A 21,475-nucleotide genomic window follows, 5' to 3' on the forward strand; every position below is an offset into this window, starting at 1 on the left:
CCTCAGGGCGATCACCGCCAACATGTCCGCCTCGTTGAAGGTGGTGAGCATGGCCGTGGTCTGGCGGACCATGAGGAGCCGCTCGGCGATGCGGCGGCGCAAGGGCGTCATGGGCACGGCCTCGCTCACCCGCCAGGGCTTGTCGGCGGGGGCTTGCGCGGGGGTGGGCGGCGGGGGCGCGGGGCGGGAAGGGGGTGGAGGCGGGGCTTCCTCGGGCTTGGCGGGGGCCCTCTCCTCCAGGTGGCGCATCACGTCCTCCTTGAGGATGCGCCCCCCAAGGCCCGTCCCCTCTACCTCCGCCGGGGAGAGGCCCCTTTCCCGCATGAGGCGCTCCGCGGCGGGCATGGCCAAGGGCTCCAGGGGGGCCTCGGCGGGCGGCTCAGGCCTGGCCTCCGCCCCCCCTTCCTCCAGGAGGGCGATGGCCTCCCCCACCCGGGCGGTCTCCCCGGTCTTCTTCAGGATCTGCTTCAGGGTCCCGGGGAAGGGGGCGGGAAGCTCCAGGGTGGCCTTGTCGGTGATGAGCTCCACCAAGGGCTCGTCCTGGGCGAAGCTCTCTCCTTCTCCCTTAAGCCAAGCGCCGATCTCCACTTCCACGATGCTTTCGCCCACGGAGGGCACCTTGAGTTCCCGCACGGCTACCTCCTCACCTAAACGCCTCCTCAAGCAGCTCCTCCTGCTCCAGCTTGTGCACCTTGGAGGAGCCCACGGCGGGGCTTGGGGACTCGGGCCGGGCCACCACGGAGAAGGGGTGGCCGTAGATCTCCCCGCAGAAGCGGGCGGAGAGGTACCACCAGGCCCCCTGGTTCACCGGCTCCTCCTGCACGAAGACCACCGGGGTCTCCTCGGGGTAGAAGGAGAGGGCCTCTTGAAGCTCGGCCTCGGGGAAGGGGTAGAGGAGCTCCAGCCTGAGGAGGGCCACGTCCTCGGCCCGAAGCTCCCTCCGCTTCTGCAGGAGGTCGTAGTAGACCTTGCCCGAGGTGAGGAGGACCTTCCGCGCCCCCTTGACCCTTTCGGGGATCACCTTGTGGAAGCGCCCTTCCGCGAGCTCCTCCAGGGGGGAGACCACCTCGGGGTGGCGGAGGAGGCTCTTGGGGGTCATGACCACCAGGGGCTTGCGGATCTTGCGCTTCACCTGGCGGCGGAGGAGGTGGAAGAACTGGGCGGGGGTGGTGGGGTAGGCCACCTGGAGGTTGTCCTTGGCGCCAAGCTGCAGGAAGCGCTCGGGGCGGGCCGAGGAGTGCTCGGGGCCTTGGCCCTCGAGCCCGTGGGGCAGGAGGAGGACGAGGCCCGAGAGGCGGTTCCACTTGGCCTCGGCGCTGGCCAGGAACTGGTCTATGTAGACCTGGGCCACGTTGGCGAAGTCCCCGAACTGGGCCTCCCAGAGGACGAGGCCCTCGGGGTAGTCCAGGCTGTAGCCGTACTCAAACCCCAAGACCCCGGCCTCGGAGAGGGGGGAGTTCCAGATCTCCACCTCCGCCTGCCCTTCGGCCAGGTGCTGGAGGGGGATGTAGCGCTCCCCGGTGCGGTAATCGTAAAGGGCGGCGTGGCGCTGGGTGAAGGTGCCCCGGAGGGCGTCCTGGCCCGTGAGGCGCACCCTGTGCCCCTCCACGGCCAAGGTGGCGAAGGCCAGGGCCTCGGCGGTGGCCCAGTCCACGGGGCGCTTCTCCTCGGCCATCTCCAGGCGGGCCTCGAGGAAGCGCTTGAGCTTGGGGTGGACCTGGAAGCCCTCAGGGAGGGTGGCGAGGCGCACCAAGAGGTTCTTCAGGGCCTCCTTGGGGACCCGGGTGTCCGCCTCGGGCACCAGGTGGTCGGGCCCGCCCACGTACCCCTGCCAGAGGCCGGAAAGCCCGTGGGGCACCACGGGTCCGGGCTCGGCCTTCACCCGGGCGAAGGCGCTCTCCAGCCGCTCCAGGTAGGCGTCCTGCCAGGCCCTAAGCTCCGCCTCCGAGACCACCCCCTCCGCCTTCAGCCTCTCGGCGTAGACCCGCCAGGGCTCGGGGCGCCTAGCGATGAGGGCGTACATGTCCGGCTGGGTGAAGGTGGGCTCGTCCGTCTCGTTGTGCCCCCGGCGGCGGTAGCCCACGAGGTCAACGACCACGTCCTTGCCGTAGCGGCTCCGGTACTCCAGGGCGAGGGCGAGGACGAAGAGGAGCTCGTCCAGGGCCTCGGCGTTCACGTGGAAGACGGGCGCCCCCACCATCTTGGCGATGTCCGTGGGGTAGCGGCAGGAGGTGTACTCGGAAGGCAGGGTGGTGAAGCCCAGCTGGTTGTTGGCCACCACGTGGAGGGTGCCCCCCACCCGGTAGCCGGGAAGCCCGGAGAGGTTCAGGGTCTCCTGGACGATGCCCTCGCCGATGAAGGCCGAGTCCCCGTGGACCAGGATGGCGAGGCCCCGCTTCCTCTTTTGGTCGCCGAAGCGGTCCTGCTTGGCCCGGAGCCTCCCCAGGGCCACGGGGTTCACGAACTCCAGGTGGCTCGGGTTGAAGTTCAGGGAGACGTGGACCGAGCCGAAGGGGGTCTCCTGGTCGCTGGAAAAGCCCAGGTGGTACTTCACGTCCCCCGCGTAGCCCTCGGGGAAGATCTCCTCAAACTCGCGGAAGATGCGCTCAAAGGGCTTTCCCACCACGTGGGCCAGAACGTTGAGCCGCCCCCTGTGGGCCATGCCCAGCACCACCTCCCGCACCCCGTGCCTAGCCGCCTCCCAGACGGCCTCCTTAAGCAGGGGGATGAGGCTTTCCAGGCCCTCCACGCTGAAGGTCTTGGCCCCCAGGTACTTGCGCTGGAGGAAGGCCTCAAAGAGGCTCGCCTGCATGAGGCTTTCCAGGGCCCGCCTCCGCACCTCGAGGGCGGGCTTGGGCCAGGGGGCCTCAATCCGGGAAAGGAGCCATTCCCTCTCCTCGGGCTCCACGTGGGCAAGCTCAAAGCCCACCGGGCCCAGGTAGGTGGCCTCCAGGCGCTCAAGGAGGGCCCCCAGGGTGGGGGCGCCGAAGAGGGGGGGAAGGGGCTTCCTCAGGTCCTCGGGGGAGAGGCCGTGGGCCTCGAGGGCAAGGGCCTTGGGCCTCGGCCTTTCCCGGCCCAGGGGGTCGGTCCGGGCCGCGAGGTGCCCGAGCTCCCGGTAGGCCTGGCGCAAAGCCTCCACCTTGAGGAGGAAGCCCAGGTCCAAGGCCTCGCCCGGGAGGGGAGCGGCCTGGCGTTCTCGTCGGCCGTCCTCCAGATCCTCCAGGGTGAGGGCGGAGAAGTAGCGCCGCCACTCCTCGGGCAGGGCGAAGGGGTCCTCCAGGTAGGTGCGGTAGAGGGCCTCCAGGTAGCCTTGGCTTTCCAGCGTGAGCTCCATGCCTCGCCTCCAAAGGGGGGCATACCCCCTCCACTACGCTACACCAAAAGGCGGCGGGCGCGCCCCTCCCCTTTACAATGGGGCCATGGTCCTGAAGGAGCGCCAAGGCGCGGTGCTGGTCCTCACCCTGAACCGGCCCGAAAGGCTCAACGCCCTCACCGGCGAGCTCTTAGACGCCCTCTACGATGCCCTCAAGGAGGGGGAGGAGGACCGGGAGGTGCGCGCCCTCCTCCTCACGGGGGCGGGCCGGGCCTTCTCCGCCGGGCAGGACCTCACGGAGTTCGGCGACCAAAAGCCCGACTACGAGGCCCACCTGCGCCGCTACAACCGGGTGGTGGAGGCCTTGAGCGGCCTGGAGAAGCCCCTGGTGGTGGCGGTGAACGGGGCGGCGGCGGGGGCCGGGATGAGCCTCGCCCTCTGGGGGGACCTCCGCCTCGCCGCCGTGGGGGCGAGCTTCACCACGGCCTTCGCCAGGATCGGCCTGGTGCCGGACTCCGGGCTGAGCTTCCTCCTCCCCCGGCTGGTGGGCCTGGCCAAGGCCCAGGAGCTCCTCTTCCTCTCCCCGAGGCTCTCCGCCGAGGAGGCCCTGGCCCTCGGGCTCGTGCACCGGGTGGTGCCCGCGGAAAGGCTCATGGAGGAGGCCCTCGCCCTGGCCAAGGAGCTCGCCCAGGGCCCCACCCGGGCCTACGCCCTCACCAAGAAGCTCCTCCTGGAGACCTACCGCCTCTCCCTCACCGAGGCCCTGGCCCTCGAGGCCATCCTGCAAGGGGAGGCGGGGCGCACCCTGGACCACGAGGAGGGGGTTAGGGCCTTCCGCGAAAAGCGCCCGCCCCGCTTCCAAGGGCGATGATCCGCTACCTCCAGGGGAAGGTCCTCAAGAAGGAGGAGGGGGGCTTCCTCCTCCTGGTGGGCGGGGTGGGCTTCCTGGTCCAGGCCCCCGGGCCCTTCCTCCAGGCCTTGAAGGAGGGGGAGGAAGTGGGGGTCCACACCCACCTCCAGGTGCGGGAAGACGGGCTTTTCCTCTACGGCTTTCCCGAGGAGGAAAGCCTCCTCCTCTTTGAGCTCCTCCTCTCCGTGAGCGGGGTGGGGCCCAAGGTGGCCCTCGCCCTCCTCTCCGCCCTCCCCCCTAGGCTCCTCGCCCGGGCTTTGGTGGAGGGGGACCTGAGGCTCCTCACCTCGGCGAGCGGGGTGGGGAAAAGGCTCGCCGAAAGGATGGCCCTGGAGCTCAAGGGGAAGGTGCCCCCCCACCTCCTCACCGGGGAGAAGGTGGAAAGCGAGGCCGCCGAGGAAGCGGTCCTGGCCCTCGCCGCCTTGGGGTTCAAGGAGGGGCAGGCCCGGGCGGTGGTCCTGGACCTCCTGCGCCAAAACCCCAAGGCCAAGGCCCAGGAGCTCATCAAGGAGGCCCTGAAGCGCCTCCGCTAAGTGCCCGCGCGTTGGCTTCGCAACATGGGATACCCGAGCTGAGGCTATGGGAAAACGCTTTTGGGGCCCCCACCGCGGCTTTTGCCGCGGTGGGGTACTTAGCCCAGGTCGTCCAGGGCCTCCCGGAAGCCCCGGGGCACCCCCAGGTACCCTCCCTCTGCCACGGCCAGGGGGAAGAGGGCCTCGAGGGGGCCTTCCAACAGGGCCACCTGCCGCCCCAAAAGGAGGCGGGCCCCCTCAGGAGAAGGGGCCTCCAGGCCATAGGGGAAGAGGGCCAAGGCCCCCTCCCCCGGCCCCCCCTCCCCCCGGTCCAGGAAGAGGCCCGCGGGCTCCAGAAAGCCCAGCATCCGGGCCCGGTGCATCTCCCGGCGCAAGGCCTGGAGGGCCTTTGGGTCCTCCGCCCCCTGCCACAGGAGGAGGTCCGCCTCGGGGGAGAGGCCCACCAGGCTGTAGGCGGAAAGAAACCCCCCCTTGGCCCGCCAGCGGGAAAGGAGGAGGGCGAGCTCCTCCTTGAGGTGCTCCTGGTGCTCGGCCTCGAGGCGGCGGAACTCGGGGAGGAGGCGAAAAAGGCCAAGGGCCCAGAAGAGTTCCATGCCCCTAGCTTACGCCCAGGAAGCGGGCGAGGGCCTCCTCGTCCAGGTGCTTGCCCACGTAAAAGGGCCCGAACTCCCCGTAGCGGGCCGAGACCTCGTCAAAGCGCATCTCGTAGACGATCTTCTTGAACTGGACGGGGTCCTCGCTGAAGAGGTTCACCCCCCACTCCCAGTCGTCCAGGCCCTGGGCCCCGCTGATGACCTGGAGGACCTTCCCCTGATACTTTCTGCCCGTCTCCCCGTGGGCCTTCATGAGCCGGGCCCGCTCCTTGGCGGGGAGGAGGTACCAGTTGTCCTCCGCCTGGCGGCGCTTGTTCATGGGGTAGAAGCAGACGTACCCCCCCTTGGGCACCTTAGGGGTGAGGCGGGGCTTCACGTAGGGGGCCTCGGGGTCCAGGGGCTTCTCCTGGCTTCCGAGCTCCACCACGGAGTAAAAGCCGTAGGCGGGGAGGAGGTACTCGGCGAAGAGGCTCCGGTTCAGGGCCCTTTCCAGCTCTAAAAGCTCGTCCAGGCTCTCCCGGAGGTTGAGGAAGAGGAGGTCCGCCTTCTGGGTGATCACCTGGTACACCCCGAAAGACCCCCGCCCCTCCTCCTCCGCCCGCCGCCAGGCGGAGAGGAGGCCCAAAAGCTCCTCCCACGCGGCCCTTCGCTCCTCCGGGGAGGCCTTGCGCCAGCGGGGGAAGTCCAAAAGGCGGAAGTCGTGGAGCATGTGCCAGCCCTCGAGGGTGTGGGTGGGCTCGGGCAGGTAACCTTCCATGCCCCTCACTATAAGGCCGGGGGCCCTTGGGTATAGTGCTCCCGTGGCGCCTTGGCTTCACGCTCTCCTCGCCCTCCTGGTGGCCTGGCTTTTGGGCCGGTACGGGGCCAGGCTCCTCGCCGCCTTGGGCCGCCTCACCCCCACGGAAAGGGACGACCGCTTCTTCCGCCTCCTGGGCCTCCTCTGGTGGGGGGCGGTTCTCCTCCTCTTGGGAAGCTACCTGGCCCACGCCCTGGACCTGCCCCACGAGCCCTTCCGCTCCTGGGGGCAAGGACTCGCCTCCTGGCTGGGAGCAAGGGGGCTTTCGGCCCTATCCATCCTGGCCCTCACCTTCCTGGGGTACCGCCTCGTCCCCCTCCTCCTAAGGAAGCTTCCCTCTCCCGAGGGAACCCACTCCCGGGAGGCGGTGCGGCGGCGCACCCTGAAGGTGGTGTCCGAGTCGGTGCTCAAGGGAGCGGTCCTCCTCTTCGGGGGGCTTCTCCTCCTCTCCAACCTGGGCCTGAACGTCGCCGCCCTCCTGGCCGGGGCGGGGGTGGCGGGCCTCGCCCTGAGCCTCGCCGCGCAAAACCTCATCCGGGACTTCATCAACGGCTTCTTCATCCTCCTGGAGGACCAGTACGGGGTGGGGGACATCGTCCAGATAGGCGGGGTGGGGGGGCAGGTGGAGCGCTTCACCCTGAGGCTCACGGTGCTCCGGGACCTCGAGGGCCGGGTCCACTTCATCCCCAACTCCGAGGTGCGCCAGGTGACCGTCCTCACCCAGGAGTGGAGCCGGGCGGTGGTGGACGTGGGGGTGGCCTACAAGGAGGACCTGGACCGGGTCCTGGCGGTCTTCCGGGACGAGGCGGCGCGCTTCTACGAAGACCCCCTCTGGCGGGAGCGCTTCGCCGACGCCCCGGAGGTCCTGGGGGTGCAGAACCTGGCCGACTCCGCCGTGGTCATCCGGGTCCTCTTCAACACCAAGCCCGCCGAGCAGTGGGCCATCGCCCGGGAGTTCCGCCGCCGCATCAAGAACCGCCTGGACCAAGAGGGCATAGAGATCCCCTACCCCCACCTCAAGCTCTACCTGGGGGAGGCGCTCCGGCTGGAAAAGGGGTAGGCTAAAGGGGATGCGGGACATCCACGGGGAGATCCTGGAGGCCCTCCGCCCCCACCTCGGGCCCCGGGCGGAGGCGGTTTTGGAAGAGGGGCTGAAGCGCCTGGGAAAGCGCCCCTCCGAGCTCACCCCTAAAGACGGGGAGGTCCTGCTCAAGGGCCTCGTCTTCCGCGAGCTCCAGGCCCGCCTGCGCCCAGAGGAGGCCAGGCGGGTGGTGGAGGAGGTCCTCCTTCGCCTCAAGGAGGAAGCCCTAAGCCCCAAGGCCCTGGAGGAGGCCCTCAAGCGCTTCGGCCTCTACCTGGACTGGCCCGAGGTGGCCCGCCTCCGGGCCCTTTCAAACCGCCTCCGCCAGGAACCCGACCCCAGGCTCTTCCGCGAGGCCCAGGAGCTCCTGGAGGCCCTGGAGGAGAAGCTGGAGGAGGCCCTTTTGCGCCAGGCCAAGGACCTGGCCCACCTGGAGGAAAGCCTGGAAAGGGTCCGGCACCTGGGCGGGCCCAAGGTGCGCAAGCTAGAGAGCCTGGTGGAGATGGTGCGCAAGGCCCAGGCCGAGGGCCTCCTGGTCCAGGCGGAGGTGGAGCGGGCGAGGAAGCTGGCCCTGGAGCTAAGGAAGCTCCTGGAGTCCAGCGTGGCCCGGGCCCCCAGCTTGCCGGAGATCGTCTTTGAAACGGCGGAGGAAACCCCAAAGCACCCCACGGGGGTCTTCCTCACCGTGGAGGAGGCGCGGGACCTGGAAGAGGAGCTGGTCATAGACCTGGGGGACCTGCCCGAGGAGGCGGCAAAGCGGCTCCAGGCCCTGGAGGTGGAGGAGGAAAGGCGGAAGCTGGAAGCCCTCCTCGCCCGCTACGCCCCCCTCCTGGAGCGGGCCACGGTGAGCCCCCTCCTCGCCGAGGTCCAGGCCCTCCTGGAGGCGGGAACCCCCGCCGGGGAAAAGCTTCTCCTCCTAGAGAAGGCCTTCCAGGAAGCCGAGGCCAACCTGAGGGCGGAAAGGCGGGCCAGGCTCATCCAGCTCCAGGAGGCCCTGAGAACCCTCCCCCTCGCCGCGGAGGCCAAGGCCCCCCTGGAAAGCGCCCTGGCGCTGGCGGAGGAAACCCTGAGGGAGGGCGGCCTCCCCGACCTCCTTTCCCTGGAAGGGGAGCTCCGGCGCCTGGAGGAGGAGGCCAGGCGCCGGGAGGAAGAGGCCAAGCGCCTGGAGGAAGAGCGGCAGGCCCTCATGCGGGAGTTTTCCGGGAAGGGCGAGGCCTTCCTCCCCCTCCTGCGCGAGCTCCAAGCCCTTCCCCCGGAGGCCCTTCCCGAAAGGCTTCCCGAGCTCAAGGCCCGCTACGCCGCCCTCCTCAAGGCCCAAGGAGAGGAGGCCGCCCTCAAGGCCAAGCTGGAGGAGGCGGCCCGGGCCCTGGAGGCCCTCCGGGAGAAAGCCCAAAGCCTCGGCCTGGAGGGGCTCTGGGCCGAGGCGAAAAGGGCCCTAGAGGAGGGGAACCCCCAGGGCCTCGAGGCCCTGCGGAAGGCCCTGGGGGAAGCCCGGGCCCGGGCCAGGCAGACCGCCCTGGAGGAGCTCGCCCGCCTCCAGGCCCTGGCGGAACGCTTCCGGGGCTTCGGGGGAGAGAGCCTCCTAAAGGCCATTGAGGAGGAGAAGGCCAAGCCCGAGCCCGACCCCGCCCCCATCGCCCGGGCCCTCCAGGCCCTGAAGCGGCGGCTGGAGGCCAAGCGGGAGGAACTCCTCACCCGCCTCACCGCCTTTTTCCAGACCCATGCCCGCCTCCAGGGCTTCCAGAGCGAGACCGCCCGCCGCCTCAAGCCCCTTCTTTCCGTGCTGGAGAGCGCCAAGGAAAAGCTTCCCCGCCTGGGACCCAAAGGGCTTCTCCAGGTGGAAGGCACCCTGGCCCAGGCGGAAGGCCTCCTCCGGGAGCTTGAGAAAGAGGCTGAGGCGGCCAAAGCCGTGCTCCAGGAGCTCCGGGGCACGGACCTGGAGGCCCTCCTGGAGGTCCTGGAGGTGAGCGCCCCCGACCAGGACCTGGCGCGCTTCCGCCTGCCCGGGGTGGAGGCCCTAGGCCACCTGGAAGAAACCCCCCCCCTCCCCAAGGAGCCCCTCCTCCGGCTCAAGGAGGCCCTGGACCGCCTGGACGAGGCCCTCGCCCAAAGGCGGGGCCCCGCGGCCCTGGTCTTCGGGGAAAAGGCCCTGGTTCTCGCCCCCCATAGGGGGAAGACCCTGGTGGCCCTCCTGGAACGGTCGGCCCTCTCGGCCTTCCTCCTGGAACTCTCCTAAAGGAGCCGGGGCGGGTGCTACACTAAAGGCAGTGGTCGTCCGCGAAGCCCTTTGGGAAAACCTGGCGGGGCGCCTGGCCTACCTCTCCCCCGAGGAACGGGAGAGGGTCCACAGGGCCTACCTCTTCGCCGAGGAGGCCCACCGGGGCCAGCTGCGAAGAAGCGGGGAGCCCTACATCACCCACCCCGTGGCCGTGGCGGAGATCCTGGCCTCCTTGCGCATGGACGCCGATACCTTGGCCGCGGGCCTCCTCCACGACACCATGGAGGACTGCGGGGTCTCCGGGGAGGAGCTGGAACGGCGCTTCGGCCCCACCGTGCGCCGCCTGGTGGAGGGGGAGACCAAGGTCAGCAAGCTCTACAAGCTGGCCAACCTCGAGGGCGAGGAGAAACGGGCCGAGGACCTCCGCCAGATGTTCATCGCCATGGCGGAGGACGTGCGCATCATCATCGTCAAGTTGGCGGACCGCCTGCACAACCTCCGCACCCTGGAGCACATGCCCCCCGAGAAGCAGAAGCGGATCGCCCAGGAAACCCTGGAGATCTACGCCCCCCTGGCCCACCGCCTGGGGATGGGCCAGATCAAGTGGGAGCTGGAGGACCTCTCCTTCCGCTACCTCTACCCGGAGGCTTACCAGGGGCTGCTTTCCCGCCTACGGGAAACCCAGGAGGCCCGGGAGCGCCTGGTGAAGCGGGCCACGGCCATCCTGGAGGAGGCCCTGAGGCGGGACGAGCTCTTGCAGGCCCAGCTCAGGGGCTTTGAGGTCACGGGCCGCCCCAAGCACCTCTACTCCATCTGGAAGAAGATGGAACGGGAGGGCAAGGCCCTGGAGCAGATCTACGACCTCCTGGCGGTGCGGGTGGTCCTGGACCCGAGGCCAAGCCCCAAGGAGGAGGACGTGAGGGAAAAGCAGGTCTGCTACCACGTCCTGGGCCTGGTCCACGCCCTCTGGCAGCCCATCCCCGGCCGGGTGAAGGACTACATCGCCGTGCCCAAGCCCAACGGCTACCAGAGCCTCCACACCACGGTCATCGCCCTGGAGGGTCTGCCCTTGGAGGTGCAGATCCGCACCCAGAAGATGCACCGGGTGGCGGAGTACGGCATCGCCGCCCACTGGCTCTACAAGGAGGGGCTCACCGACCCCGAGGAGCTCAAAAGGCGGGTCTCCTGGCTCAAGAACATCCAGGAGTGGCAGCAGGAGTTCAGTAGCTCCCGGGAGTTCGTGGAGGCGGTGACCCGGGACCTCCTCGGGGGGAGGGTCTTCGTCTTCACCCCCAAGGGCCGGATCATCAACCTGCCCAAGGGGGCCACCCCCGTGGACTTCGCCTACCACATCCACACCGAGGTGGGGCACCGCATGGTGGGGGCCAAGGTGAACGGGCGCATCGTCCCCCTCTCCTACGAGCTCCAAAACGGGGAGATCGTGGAGATCCTCACCGCCAAGAACGCCCACCCCTCCAAGGGCTGGCTGGAGTTCGCCAAGACCCGGAGCGCCAAGAGCAAGATCCGCCAGTACTTCCGCGCCCAGGAGCGCCAGGAGACCCTGGAAAGGGGCCAAGGGCTTTTGGAGCGCTACCTCAAGCGCAAGGGCCTTCCCAAGCCCGCGGAGAGCCAGCTGGAGGAGGCGGCCAAGCGCCTGGGCCTCACCCCTTCCCCCGAGGAGCTCTACCTGGCCTTGGCCCTGAACCGCCTCACCCCCAAGCAGGTGGCGGAGAAGCTCTACCCCAAGGCCCTCCTGAAGCCGGAAAAGCCCAAGCCCCCCCCGAAAAACGCCTGGGGCATCCGGCTGGAGCAGGACCTCGAGGCCCCCATCCGCCTGGCCTCCTGCTGCGAGCCCATGAAGGGGGACAGCATCCTGGGCTTCGTCACCCGGGGCCGGGGCGTCACGGTGCACAAGGCCGACTGCCCCAACCTCCGCCGCCTCCTCCAGGGCCCCGAGGCCGACCGGGTCATCGGGGCCTACTGGGAGGGGGTGGGGGGGAAGGTGGCCACCCTGGAGGTCCTGGCCCAGGACCGGGCCGGGCTCCTCCGGGACGTGATGCAGGTGGTGGCCGAGGCGGGGAAGAGCGCCCTGGGCTCCGAGACCCGCATCCTGGGCCCCATGGCCCGCATCCGCCTCCGCCTTTCGGTGCAGGACGGGGAGCGGGAGGCCCTGGTGGAGGCCCTGAAGGGGGTGCGGAGCGTCCAGGAGGTGCGCTGGGTCTAGAGGAGGCGCACCCAGACCTCCCGGGTCCTGGGGCCATCGTACTCCGCCAGGAAGACCTGTTGCCACCGCCCAAGCAGGAGGCGCCCCCTCTCCGCGGGCAAGAGGAGGAAGACCCCGGTGAGGAGGCTCTTCAGATGGGCGTGGGTGTTCCCCTCGGCGTGGCGGTCCTGGGGGTGGAAACGGGGAGCGAGCTCGGCAAGCCGGGCCAGGAGGTCGTGGGCCACGTCGGGGTCGGCCCCCTCCTGCACCGTGAGGCCGCAGGTGGTGTGGGGCACGAAGAGGTAGACCAGGCCCGTGTGCCCTTCCAGAATCCCTTCCACCGCCCGGGTGATGTTCACCAGGCCTTCTTCGGGGGTGCGGACATAGAGCTTCTTCATCAGGAAAGGCGGGAGGTGCGCAGGAAAAAGCGCTTTTCCACCGGGAAGGGGCGGTCCAGGTCGCCGAACTCGGCCTCGGCCCAGGCAAGGAGCCTGGACATGGCCCGCTCGTGCACCTCCTGGGGCACGGCGCGGGTGAAGGAGTAAAGCCTCTCCTGCAGGGCCTCGAGGGCCTCCCGGGGGGTGCGCTCCTCCCGCCAGGCCACCACCTCCCGGGTCTTGGGCCTGAGGCCGAGGCGCCTCAGGGCCTCCTCCACCTCCTTAAGCCGCCTGCTGTGGGTTCCCCGCTCCACGGGGAAGCCTTCCTCGGCCACCAGGGCCTGCCACCGCTCTTGGAGGCGGCACTCGGCCTCGGCCTTCACCCGGTCCCACCCCTCCAGGAGGACCCCCCCGGGCTTCAGGACCCGCAGGGCCTCGGCCAGGGCCCTGGGCCAGTCGGGGAGGAGGTGCCACAGGTGGACCACGATCACGGCGTGGACGCTCCCTTCAGGCAGGGGAATCTCCCGGGCGTCCGCGAGCAGGAGGCGCACCTTGCGCATGACCCCGGCCGCCTTCTGCCGAAAGACCTCCAGCATGGCGGGGTCGTGGTCCAGGGCCAGGTAGCGGTAGCCCCGGGCGATGAGGGGAAGGGCGATGCGCCCCGTGCCCACGCCAAGCTCCAAGAGGACGGGCTCCTCTCCCCGGGTCTGGAGGGCGTTCCCCATGGCCGTGGCGATGCGCCCCGCCACCTCCGGCGGGTAGGTCCGGAGGCGGTCGTAGGCGTAGGCCACCCGGGTGAGGGCGCTGGACATCTCCCCCCTCATTTTAAGGGGTATACTCCCAGGCATGAAGGGTCTCATCCTGGCCGCAGGCCGCGGCACCCGGCTTCGCCCCCTTACCCACACCCGGCCCAAGCCGGTGATCCGGGTGGCGGGCCGACCCATCATCCACTACGCCCTGGACAACCTTCTGGCCGCCGGGGTGGAGGAGATCGGGGTGGTGGTCTCCCCGGAGACGGAAAAGGACCTCCGCGAGGCCCTCTCCGGCTACCCGGTGCGCTACATCCTCCAGGAGGAGCCCCAGGGCCTGGCCCACGCGGTGGCGGTGGCCGGGGATTTCCTCAAGGAAAGCCCCTTTGTCCTCTACCTGGGGGACAACCTCTTCCAGCGGGGGATCCGGCCCTACCTGGAGGCTTTCCGGGAGGGGGTGAGCGCCGTTTTGGCCCTGGTACGGGTGGGAAACCCGCGGCAGTTCGGGGTGGCGGTGATGGAAGGGGAGCGGATCGTGCGCCTGTTGGAAAAGCCCAAGGACCCCCCCTCGGACCTGGCGGTGGCGGGGGTGTACGTGTTCACCCCGGAGGTGTTGGAGGTGATCCAGGACCTGAAGCCCTCCGCCCGGGGGGAGTACGAGATCACCGACGCCATCCAGGGCCTCATTGACCGGGGGAAAAAGGTGGTGGGGGTGGAGGTGGAGGGCTGGTGGAAGGACACGGGCCGCCCCGCCGACCTCCTGGACGCCAACCGCCTCCTCCTGGAGGAGCTTTCTCCCCGGGTGGAAGGGGAGGTGGAGGAGAGCCAGCTCACGGGCCGGGTGGTGGTGGCGAGGGGGGCCAGGGTGGTGGGGAGCACGGTGATCGGCCCGGCCTTCATCGGGGAAGGGGCGTTGGTGGAGGGGGCCTACGTGGGCCCCTTCACCTCCTTGGGGCCGGGGGCGCGGGTGGTGCGCTCGGAGGTGGAGTACTCCATCCTCGAGGACCAGGCCGTCCTCGAGGACGTGGCCCTGCGCCTCCAGGAGAGCATCCTGGGGGTGGGGGCGGAGGTGAAGAGCCGAAACGGCCTCCCCCGGGCCCACCGGCTGGTCCTCGGGGACCTTTCCCAGGTGGAGCTGGCCTGAGGGATGCCCAGGCTTTTGGACCTCCTCACGGAGTCCTGGCAAAGCGGCGAGGCCCTGGCGAGGGCCCTCGGGGTGAGCCGGGCCGCCGTCTCCAAGGAGGCGCGGAGGCTTTTGGCGGAGGGCTACCCCGTGGAGGTCTCCCGCCAGGGCTACCGCATCCTCCCCGGGACCCCCCTCCCCCACCTCTTCCGACCCCCGGGGCGCTTAGGGAGGCCCTACCGCTACCTGGGCCGGGTGGGGAGCACCCAGGATGTCCTGAGGGCCTGGGCGGAAGAAGGGGCCCCCGAGGGGGCGCTGGTCCTCGCCGAGGGGCAAGAAAGGGGGCGGGGCCGCCGGGGAAGGCCCTGGGAGAGCCGTCCCGGGGCGAGCCTCACCTTCTCCCTCCTCCTTAGGCCCCACCTCCCTCTCCCCTCCTTAAGCCTCCTTCCCCTCCTCGCGGGCCTCGCCCTCCGGGAAGCCGTGGGGGTGGGGGGGCTCAAGTGGCCCAACGACCTCCTCACCGAAGACGGGAGGAAGCTCGCCGGGGTGCTCCTGGAGGCCAAGGCCGAGGGGGAGGAGGTGAGCTACGCCCTCCTCGGCGTGGGGGTGAACGTGGCCTGGGCCCCGGAAGGGGCGGCCTTCCTAGGGGAGTTCGTCCCCCTCTCCCGGCGGGAGGTGCTGGAGGGGTTCCTCCTGAGGCTGGAGGCCCTCCTCCCCCTCCTGCAAACCCCCGAGGCCCTCCTGGAGCGCTACCGAAAGGCCTCCTGCACCCTTGGGCGGAGGGTGCGGGTGCGCACCCCAAGGGGGGTGGTGGAGGGCCCCGCCGAGGAGGTGCTTCCCGACGGGAGCCTCCTGGTGGGGGGGGTGCGGGTGGGGGCGGGGGAGGTGGAGCTCCTGCCCCTTCTTGAGTGAGCTAGGCTTAGATTTTCCTCAGCGCCTCTGCTAGGATGAGGGTGGGTATGTTCGCGCGGATCTTCACCAAGGAAGAGGCCGACGCCCTCCTTCCCGAGCTCAGGCGGGTGCTGGCGGAGATGCGCCAGGCCCGGGAGGAGCTTAAGGAGGCGCAGAGGCGCCTTCCCGAGGCCCGGGGGCTTGAGCGAAGGGCCCTCGAGGAGGAGGCCCGCTTCCTCCTCGGCACCCTCGAGGCCGATGCCCGCTACCTGGCCTCCCTGGGGGTCCTCCTCAAGGACCTGGACCGGGGCCTGGTGGACTTCCCCGGCCGGGTAGGGGGCGAGGTGGTCTTCCTCTGCTGGCAGGAGGGGGAGCCCGAGGTGGCCCACTACCACCCCCTCTCCGGGGGCTTCGCGGAGAGGAGGCCCCTCTATGGGGAAGGCCCTACCCTTCCCCCGGAGGCCCGCCCCGGCGAAAGGCGGCCAGGCGCCTGAGGTCCTCCCGTACTAGGTCGTCCCGCCCCGCCAGGGACTCCAGGTGGTGCCTGAGCTCGTGGAGGAGGGTCTCCCACGCCTCGGCCTCCCAGTCCAACCCCTCCCCCGCCACCTTTTGGAAAGAGCCGTAGTAGAGGGCGATGTGCCGCCCCAGGCCCTCAAACCCCCCGAAGGCCGAGGGCGGCCCGGGGTCCAGGTACTCCCCGAGGCGCCACACGCCCTCAAGCCCCGGCTCCGGCCTGGCCTCGGGGAAGACGTGCACCCCCTGGAGGCCCCTTTTGAAGTCCTCGGGGATCTCCTCCCAAAGCCTCTCCACCAGCTTCACGAAGGCCTCGTAGGTCATGGCCGGTGGTAGGGGTGGCCCGCCCTCAGGGTGAGGACCCGGTAGAGCTGCTCCATGAGGACCAGGAGGGCGAGCTCGTGCTGGAGGGTTAGGGGGGAGAGGGAAAGGAGGAGGTCGGCCCCCTCCCGCACCGCCTCGGGGTGCCCCTCGGCCCCGCCCACGAGGAAGGCCACCCGCTCCCCCTCCAAGGAAAGGAGCCTCCGGTAGAGCTCCTCGGTGGTCAAAAGCTTCCCCCGCTCGTCCAGGACCACCTTGCGGTGCCCTCCCGCCTTGGGGAGGAGTTCCTTTTCCTCCCGCACGAAAACCAGCTCCAGGGGGGCGTACCTCTGGATGCGCTTCCTGTACTCCTCCACCCCGAGCCGGGCGTAGGCCAGCCGGGGCCTGCCCACCGCCACCACCCTAAGGCGCACAGGCCCATGCTATCGCGGAAGGGGTATACTCGGGGCGAAGGGAAAGTGGGATCCAGCCCCACCCCCGAAAAGGAGGCCCGAGGCCCTTACCCAGGGCGGGCTTCCCGGCGCCACAAGCGCCAAGAAGGAGGGTGTCATGGTCAAGGAAACCCATCGGTTCCGACCCTTCACCGAGGAGCCCATAAGGCTCATCGGGGAGGAAGGGGAGTGGCTCGGGGACTTCCCCTTGGACCTCGAGGAGGCCAAGCTAAGGAGGCTCTACCGGGACATGCTGGCCGCCCGGATGCTGGACGAGCGCTACACCATCCTCATCCGCACGGGCAAGACCAGCTTCATCGCCCCCGCCGCGGGGCACGAGGCCGCCCAGGTGGCCATCGCCCACGCCATAAGGCCGGGCTTTGACTGGGTCTTCCCCTACTACCGCGACCACGGCCTGGCCCTGGCCCTGGGGATCCCCCTCAAGGAGCTCTTCGGCCAGATGCTCGCCACCCAGGCCGACCCCAACAAGGGCCGCCAGATGCCCGAGCACCCCGGCTCCAAGCGCCTCAACTACTTCACCGTGGCGAGCCCCATCGCCTCCCACGTGCCCCCGGCCGCGGGGGCCGCCATCAGCATGAAACTCCTCCGCACGGGGCAGGTGGCGGTCTGCACCTTCGGGGACGGGGCCACCAGCGAAGGGGACTGGTACGCCGGGATCAACTTCGCCGCCGTGCAGGGCGCACCCGCGGTCTTCATCGCCGAAAACAACTTCTACGCCATCAGCGTGGACTACCGCCGCCAGACCCACAGCCCCACCCTGGCCGACAAGGCCCGCGCCTTCGGCATCCCCGGCTACCTGGTGGACGGGATGGACGTGCTGGCGAGCTACTACGTGGTCAAGGAGGCGGTGGAGCGGGCCAGGATGGGGGAAGGGCCGAGCCTCTTGGAGCTACGGGTCTACCGCTACGGCCCCCACTCCTCCGCCGACGACGACAGCCGCTACCGGCCCAAGGAGGAGGTGGAGGCCTGGCGGAAGAAGGACCCCATCCCCCGCTTCCGCCGCTTCCTCGAGGCCAGGGGCCTCTGGAACGAGGAGTGGGAGGAGGACCTCAAGGCGGAGATCCGGGCCGAGCTGGAACGGGGCCTCAAGGAGGCGGAGGAGGCCGGGCCCGTGCCCCCCGAGTGGATGTTTGACGATGTCCTCGCCGAGAAGCCCTGGCACCTCCTTCGCCAGGAGGCCCTTCTCAGGGAGGAGCTCTAGGGGGTGGGTATGGCCCTCATGACCATGGTGCAGGCCCTGAACCGGGCCCTGGACGAGGAGATGGCCAAAGACCCCAAGGTGGTGGTCCTGGGGGAGGACGTGGGAAAGCGGGGCGGGGTCTTCTTGGTCACCGAGGGGCTCCTCCAGAAGTACGGCCCCGACCGGGTCCTGGACACCCCCCTCTCCGAGGCGGCCATCATCGGGGCCGCCCTGGGCATGGCCGTCCACGGCCTGAGGCCCGTGGCCGAGATCCAGTTCGCCGACTACGTCTTCCCGGGCTTTGACCAGCTCGCAAGCCAGGTGGCCAAGCTCCGCTACCGCTCGGGGGGCCAGTTCGCCGCCCCCTTGGTGGTGCGGATGCCCTCAGGGGGCGGGGTTAAGGGCGGGCACCACCACTCCCAAAGCCCCGAGGCCCACTTCGTCCACACCGCCGGGCTCAAGGTGGTGGCCGTCTCCACCCCCTACGACGCCAAGGGGCTTTTGAAGGCGGCCATCCGCGATGAGGACCCCGTGGTCTTCCTGGAGCCCAAGAGGCTCTACCGCTCGGTGAAGGAGGAGGTGCCCGAGGAGGACTACACCCTTCCCATCGGCAAGGCGGCCCTAAGGCGCGAGGGGAAGGACCTCACCCTCATCGGCTACGGCGCCGTGATGCCCGAGGTCTTGCAGGCGGCGGAGGAACTGGAGAAGGCCGGGGTCTCCGCCGAGGTCCTGGACCTAAGGAGCCTCATGCCCTGGGACTACGAGGCGGTGATGAACTCCGTGGCCAAGACGGGGAGGGTGGTCCTGGTGGCCGACGCCCCCCGGCACGCGAGCTTCGTAAGCGAGGTGGCGGCCACCATCGCCGAGGACATCCTGGACACCCTCCTCGCCCCGCCCCTCCGGGTGGCGGGGTTTGACACCCCCTACCCCTACGCCCAGGACAAGCTCTACCTGCCCACCGTCACCCGCATCCTGAACGCCGCCAAGCGGGCGCTAGACTACTGATATGCCGAGGGAAGTCATCTTCTTGGTGGAAGAGGCGGAGGAAGGAGGGTTCGTGGCCCGGGCCCTGGGAGAAGCCATCTTCACGGAGGGAGAAACCTGGGAGGAGCTCAAGGAGATGGTGCGGGACGCGGTGCGGTGCCACTTCGGCGAAGAAGCCCCCCCCATCATCCGCCTGCACTTCGTCCGGGAGGAGGTCCTGGTCCCGTGAGGCTTCCCCGTGACCTCACCGGGGAGGAGCTCGTCCAAAAACTGGCCCGTCTGGGCTACCAGGTAGAGCGGCAAACGGGAAGCCACGTGCGCATGGTCTGGAAAGGCCCAAAGGGCGAACACGCCGTCACCATCCCCCTGCATCGGCCGCTGAAGGTAGGGACCCTGGCCGGAATCCTGAGGGCGGTGGCGGAGGCCCGCGGCGTGGAGCGCAAAGCCCTCGAGCGCCTTTTGGACCTGTAGAGGAGGAGTATGCCCAAGGAAATCCTCATGCCCGAGCTCGCGGAAAGCGTGGTGGAAGGCGAGATCCTGAAGTGGCTGGTGGAGGAAGGGGACTACCTCAAGAAGGACCAGCCCTTCGTGGAGGTCATGACCGACAAGGTCACGGTGGAGCTACCCTCGCCCTACGAGGGGGTGCTCCTGAAAAAGCTCGCCAAGGAGGGGGAGGTGGTGAAGGTCCACGCCCCCATCGCCCTCCTCGCCGAGCCCGGGGAGGCGGTGGAGGGCGCGAAGGAGGCCCCCCCGGTGCAGGCGGTGGAGGAGCGCTCCATCGTGGAGCCGGGCCTGCCCGCGAAGGAGGAGAAGGAGGACCTCTCCCTCTTCAAGCCAGACCCCACCCAGGTAGCGGTGAAAAACCCCTTCCTCTCCGGGGAAAAGCCCCAGGAGGGGGCGAGGCCGGGACGGGTCCTGGCGGTGCCCGCCGCCCGGAAGCTCGCCCGGGAGCTCGGGATCCCCATTGAGGAGGTGCCGGGCTCGGGGCCCTTGGGGAGGGTCCGGGTGGAGGACGTGCGGGCCTACGCCGAGCGGAGGAAGGCCCCACCCGCCCCCGCCGAGGCCACCCGGGAGCCCGAGGCGCCGGCCCCCGGCTTCCCGCCCCCGCCCAGGTACGCCCCGCCCAAGGGGTACGAGGCCCTGGAGGAGCGGGTGCCCCTTAGGGGCATCCGCCGCACCATCGCCCAGGGGCTCTGGCAGAGCCACCTCTACACCGTGCGCACCCTGAACGTGGACGAGGCGGACCTCACGGAGCTCGTGGCCCTTAGGGAACGGCTCAAGCCCGAGGCCGAGGCCCAGGGGGTCAGGCTCACCTACCTGCCCTTCATCGTCAAGGCGGTGGTGCGGGCCCTGAAGAAGTTCCCCATGCTGAACACCAGCCTGGACGAGGAGAGGCAGGAAATCGTCTACAAGCGCTACTACCACATCGGCCTCGCCGTGGCCACGGAAAGGGGCCTCATCGTGCCCGTGCTGAAGGACGCCGACCGGAAGAGCGTCCTGGAGCTCGCCCAGGAGATCGCCGAGCTCTCCCAAAAGGCCCGGGAAGGCCGCCTCGCCCCGGAGGAGGTCTCGGGCTCCACCTTCACCATCACCAACATCGGCTCCGTGGGGGCCACCTTGAGCTTCCCCATCATCCACCTCCCGGACGCGGCCATCCTCGGGGTGCACTCCATAAGGAAGCGCCCCTGGGTCATGCCGGATGGCTCCATAAGGGCGCGGGACATCATGTTCCTCTCCCTCTCCTTTGACCACCGGCTGGTGGACGGGGCCGAGGCGGCCATGTTCACCCGGGAGGTCATAAGGCTCCTGGAAAACCCCGACCTGCTCCTTCTGGAAATGTAGGATGACGCCTATGAAGACCTACGACCTCATCGTGATCGGCACCGGCCCCGGAGGCTACCACGCCGCCATCAGGGCCGCCCAGCTCGGCCTCAGGGTGCTGGCCGTGGAGGCCGCCGAGGTGGGGGGGGTCTGCCTCAACGTGGGCTGCATCCCCACCAAGGCCCTCCTCCACGCCGCCGAGACCCTCCACCACCTGAAGGTGGCCGAGGGCTTCGGCCTGAAGGCCAAGCCCGAGCTGGACCTGAAGAAGCTCGGCGCCTGGCGGGACCAGGTGGTGAAAAAGCTCACCGGGGGCGTGGGCACCCTCCTCAAGGGGAACGGGGTGGAACTCGTGCGGGGCTTCGCCCGCTTGGCGGGCCCAAAGGAGGTGGAGGTGGGGGGCGAGCGCTACGGGGCGAAAAGCCTGATCCTCGCCACGGGAAGCGAGCCCATAGAGCTCAAGGGCTTCCCCTTCGGCGAGGACGTCTGGGACTCCACCCGGGCCCTGAAGGTGGAGGAGGGGGTCCCCAAGAGGCTTCTCGTCATCGGGGGCGGGGCGGTGGGGCTGGAGCTCGGCCAGGTCTACCGCCGCCTGGGCGCGGAGGTCACACTCATTGAGTACATGCCGGAGATCCTCCCCCAAGGGGACCCCGAGACCGCGGGCCTCCTGAGGCGCGCCCTGGAGAAGGAGGGGATAAGGGTCCGCACCCGGACCAAGGCGGTGGGCTACGAGAAGAAAAAGGACGGGCTCCACGTGCGCCTCGAGCCCGCCGAGGGGGGCGAGCCGGAGACCCTGGTGGTGGACAAGGTCCTGGTGGCCGTGGGCCGCAGGCCCCGCACGGAGGGCCTCGGCCTGGAAAGGGCCGGGGTCCAGGTGGACGAGAAGGGCTTCGTCCGGGTGAACGCCCGCATGGAGACCAGCGCCCCCGGGGTCTACGCCATCGGCGACGTGGCCCGCCCCCCCCTCCTCGCCCACAAGGCCATGAAGGAGGGCCTGGTGGCGGCGGAGAACGCCGCGGGCAGGGACAGCGCCTTTGACTACCAGGTCCCGAGCGTGGTCTACACCTCCCCCGAGTGGGCCGGGGTGGGCCTCACCGAGGAGGAGGCGAGGCGGGCGGGCTACAAGGTGAAGGTGGGGAAGTTTCCCCTCGCCGCCTCGGGGCGGGCCCTCACCCTGGGCGGGGCCGAGGGGATGGTCAAGGTGGTGGGGGACGAGGAAACCGACCTCCTCCTCGGGGTCTTCCTCGTAGGCCCCCAGGCGGGGGAGCTCATCGCCGAGGCCGCCCTGGCCCTGGAGATGGGGGCCACGCTCACCGACCTCGCCCTCACCGTCCACCCCCACCCCACCCTCTCCGAAACCCTCATGGAGGCGGCGGAGGCCTTCCACAAGCAGGCCATCCACATCCTGAACCGCTAA

Annotated in this window: 22 protein-coding genes; 14 read left to right on the forward strand and 8 right to left on the reverse strand. The window is 69.7% G+C overall.

Going from position 1 to position 21,475, the window contains the following annotated elements; translation table 11 throughout:
* Positions 1 to 633: biotin/lipoyl-containing protein (locus AC01Y6_RS06085; RefSeq protein ID WP_476670715.1), on the reverse strand; the 633-nt coding region annotated here is incomplete at its 3' end.
* A gap of 10 nt (positions 634 to 643) precedes the next feature.
* On the reverse strand, positions 644 to 3,334 hold the full coding sequence (locus tag AC01Y6_RS06090) for a 2-oxoglutarate dehydrogenase E1 component (protein WP_476670717.1): 2,691 nt from the start codon (positions 3,332 to 3,334) through the stop codon (positions 644 to 646).
* Positions 3,335 to 3,419: 85 nt separating this feature from the next.
* Between AC01Y6_RS06090 and AC01Y6_RS06095 the strand changes: the two genes are divergently transcribed.
* Positions 3,420 to 4,184: an enoyl-CoA hydratase-related protein gene (locus tag AC01Y6_RS06095; protein WP_347241067.1), complete on the forward strand. Its 765-nt coding sequence runs from the start codon at positions 3,420 to 3,422 to the stop codon at positions 4,182 to 4,184.
* Positions 4,181 to 4,756, forward strand: a complete 576-nt coding sequence (gene ruvA, locus AC01Y6_RS06100; protein ID WP_428721841.1) for a Holliday junction branch migration protein RuvA — start codon at positions 4,181 to 4,183, stop codon at positions 4,754 to 4,756. Before AC01Y6_RS06095 ends, ruvA begins: the two co-directional genes overlap by 4 nt.
* Before the next feature lie 98 nt (positions 4,757 to 4,854).
* Here ruvA and AC01Y6_RS06105 read toward each other — a convergent pair whose 3' ends face one another.
* Entirely contained in the window at positions 4,855 to 5,349 is a 495-nt protein-coding gene (locus AC01Y6_RS06105; RefSeq protein WP_428721840.1) for a chlorite dismutase family protein, read from the reverse strand.
* A 4-nt stretch (positions 5,350 to 5,353) separates the two neighbouring features.
* Entirely contained in the window at positions 5,354 to 6,106 is a 753-nt protein-coding gene (gene hemQ, locus AC01Y6_RS06110) for a hydrogen peroxide-dependent heme synthase (protein WP_476670720.1), read from the reverse strand.
* Between hemQ and AC01Y6_RS06115 the strand changes: the two genes are divergently transcribed.
* The 3 genes from AC01Y6_RS06115 to AC01Y6_RS06125 are packed head-to-tail and all read left to right on the forward strand — an operon-like array spanning position 6,105 to position 11,668.
* Entirely contained in the window at positions 6,105 to 7,205 is a 1,101-nt protein-coding gene (locus tag AC01Y6_RS06115) for a mechanosensitive ion channel family protein (RefSeq protein WP_428720547.1), read from the forward strand. The two genes, hemQ and AC01Y6_RS06115, sit on opposite strands and share 2 nt — an antisense overlap.
* A gap of 10 nt (positions 7,206 to 7,215) precedes the next feature.
* Positions 7,216 to 9,462 (forward strand): coiled-coil domain-containing protein, encoded by a 2,247-nt coding sequence (locus AC01Y6_RS06120; protein ID WP_476670722.1) that lies wholly within the window; start codon positions 7,216 to 7,218, stop codon positions 9,460 to 9,462.
* 31 nt (positions 9,463 to 9,493) lie between these two features.
* Positions 9,494 to 11,668 carry a RelA/SpoT family protein gene (locus tag AC01Y6_RS06125; protein WP_347241060.1) on the forward strand — a complete coding sequence of 725 codons (2,175 nt, stop codon included), beginning with the start codon at positions 9,494 to 9,496 and terminating at the stop codon, positions 11,666 to 11,668.
* On the opposite strand, the gene AC01Y6_RS06130 is transcribed toward AC01Y6_RS06125, so the two are convergent.
* Together AC01Y6_RS06130 and AC01Y6_RS06135 are read right to left on the reverse strand one after the other, a co-directional pair.
* Positions 11,665 to 12,045, reverse strand: coding sequence for a secondary thiamine-phosphate synthase enzyme YjbQ (locus AC01Y6_RS06130; protein WP_476670725.1), 381 nt, complete (start codon positions 12,043 to 12,045; stop codon positions 11,665 to 11,667). The two genes, AC01Y6_RS06125 and AC01Y6_RS06130, sit on opposite strands and share 4 nt — an antisense overlap.
* Positions 12,045 to 12,836 (reverse strand): methyltransferase domain-containing protein, encoded by a 792-nt coding sequence (locus AC01Y6_RS06135; RefSeq protein WP_347241080.1) that lies wholly within the window; start codon positions 12,834 to 12,836, stop codon positions 12,045 to 12,047. The genes AC01Y6_RS06130 and AC01Y6_RS06135 overlap by 1 nt, the downstream gene beginning before the upstream one ends.
* 34 nt (positions 12,837 to 12,870) lie before the next feature.
* Between AC01Y6_RS06135 and AC01Y6_RS06140 the strand changes: the two genes are divergently transcribed.
* From AC01Y6_RS06140 to AC01Y6_RS06150, 3 genes are read left to right on the forward strand one after another with little or no spacing between them, the layout of a single operon-like run.
* Positions 12,871 to 13,917 carry a glucose-1-phosphate thymidylyltransferase gene (locus AC01Y6_RS06140; protein WP_476670727.1) on the forward strand — a complete coding sequence of 349 codons (1,047 nt, stop codon included), beginning with the start codon at positions 12,871 to 12,873 and terminating at the stop codon, positions 13,915 to 13,917.
* Between the two features lie 3 nt (positions 13,918 to 13,920).
* Positions 13,921 to 14,808, forward strand: coding sequence for a biotin--[acetyl-CoA-carboxylase] ligase (locus AC01Y6_RS06145; RefSeq protein ID WP_476670729.1), 888 nt, complete (start codon positions 13,921 to 13,923; stop codon positions 14,806 to 14,808).
* A 47-nt stretch (positions 14,809 to 14,855) separates the two neighbouring features.
* A complete protein-coding gene (locus tag AC01Y6_RS06150) occupies positions 14,856 to 15,281 on the forward strand; it encodes a DUF2203 family protein (protein WP_476670731.1) in 426 nt (141 codons plus the stop codon).
* Here the strand turns inward: AC01Y6_RS06150 and AC01Y6_RS06155 are convergent.
* Together AC01Y6_RS06155 and AC01Y6_RS06160 are read right to left on the reverse strand one after the other, a co-directional pair.
* Positions 15,232 to 15,624 carry a metallopeptidase family protein gene (locus AC01Y6_RS06155; RefSeq protein WP_476670733.1) on the reverse strand — a complete coding sequence of 131 codons (393 nt, stop codon included), beginning with the start codon at positions 15,622 to 15,624 and terminating at the stop codon, positions 15,232 to 15,234. The two genes, AC01Y6_RS06150 and AC01Y6_RS06155, sit on opposite strands and share 50 nt — an antisense overlap.
* Positions 15,621 to 16,034 (reverse strand): 23S rRNA (pseudouridine(1915)-N(3))-methyltransferase RlmH, encoded by a 414-nt coding sequence (locus AC01Y6_RS06160; RefSeq protein WP_428720316.1) that lies wholly within the window; start codon positions 16,032 to 16,034, stop codon positions 15,621 to 15,623. The genes AC01Y6_RS06155 and AC01Y6_RS06160 overlap by 4 nt, the downstream gene beginning before the upstream one ends.
* Before the next feature lie 136 nt (positions 16,035 to 16,170).
* Here AC01Y6_RS06160 and AC01Y6_RS06165 point away from each other — a divergent pair, with 136 nt between their 5' ends.
* The 6 genes from AC01Y6_RS06165 to lpdA are packed head-to-tail and all read left to right on the forward strand — an operon-like array spanning position 16,171 to position 21,475.
* Complete coding sequence (locus AC01Y6_RS06165; RefSeq protein ID WP_347241053.1) at positions 16,171 to 17,274, forward strand: thiamine pyrophosphate-dependent dehydrogenase E1 component subunit alpha; 1,104 nt, start codon at positions 16,171 to 16,173, stop codon at positions 17,272 to 17,274.
* 9 nt (positions 17,275 to 17,283) lie between these two features.
* On the forward strand, positions 17,284 to 18,258 hold the full coding sequence (locus tag AC01Y6_RS06170) for an alpha-ketoacid dehydrogenase subunit beta (protein ID WP_476670736.1): 975 nt from the start codon (positions 17,284 to 17,286) through the stop codon (positions 18,256 to 18,258).
* Between the two features lies 1 nt (position 18,259).
* Positions 18,260 to 18,466, forward strand: a complete 207-nt coding sequence (locus AC01Y6_RS06175) for a 2-oxoisovalerate dehydrogenase E1 subunit beta (RefSeq protein WP_022798912.1) — start codon at positions 18,260 to 18,262, stop codon at positions 18,464 to 18,466.
* Positions 18,463 to 18,708, forward strand: coding sequence for a type II toxin-antitoxin system HicA family toxin (locus tag AC01Y6_RS06180; RefSeq protein WP_428721834.1), 246 nt, complete (start codon positions 18,463 to 18,465; stop codon positions 18,706 to 18,708). Before AC01Y6_RS06175 ends, AC01Y6_RS06180 begins: the two co-directional genes overlap by 4 nt.
* Positions 18,709 to 18,717: 9 nt before the next feature.
* A complete protein-coding gene (locus tag AC01Y6_RS06185; protein WP_476670738.1) occupies positions 18,718 to 20,079 on the forward strand; it encodes a dihydrolipoamide acetyltransferase family protein in 1,362 nt (453 codons plus the stop codon).
* Between the two features lie 10 nt (positions 20,080 to 20,089).
* Positions 20,090 to 21,475, forward strand: coding sequence for a dihydrolipoyl dehydrogenase (gene lpdA, locus AC01Y6_RS06190; protein WP_476670739.1), 1,386 nt, complete (start codon positions 20,090 to 20,092; stop codon positions 21,473 to 21,475).

The sequence above is a fragment of the Thermus sp. genome (assembly GCF_056332225.1).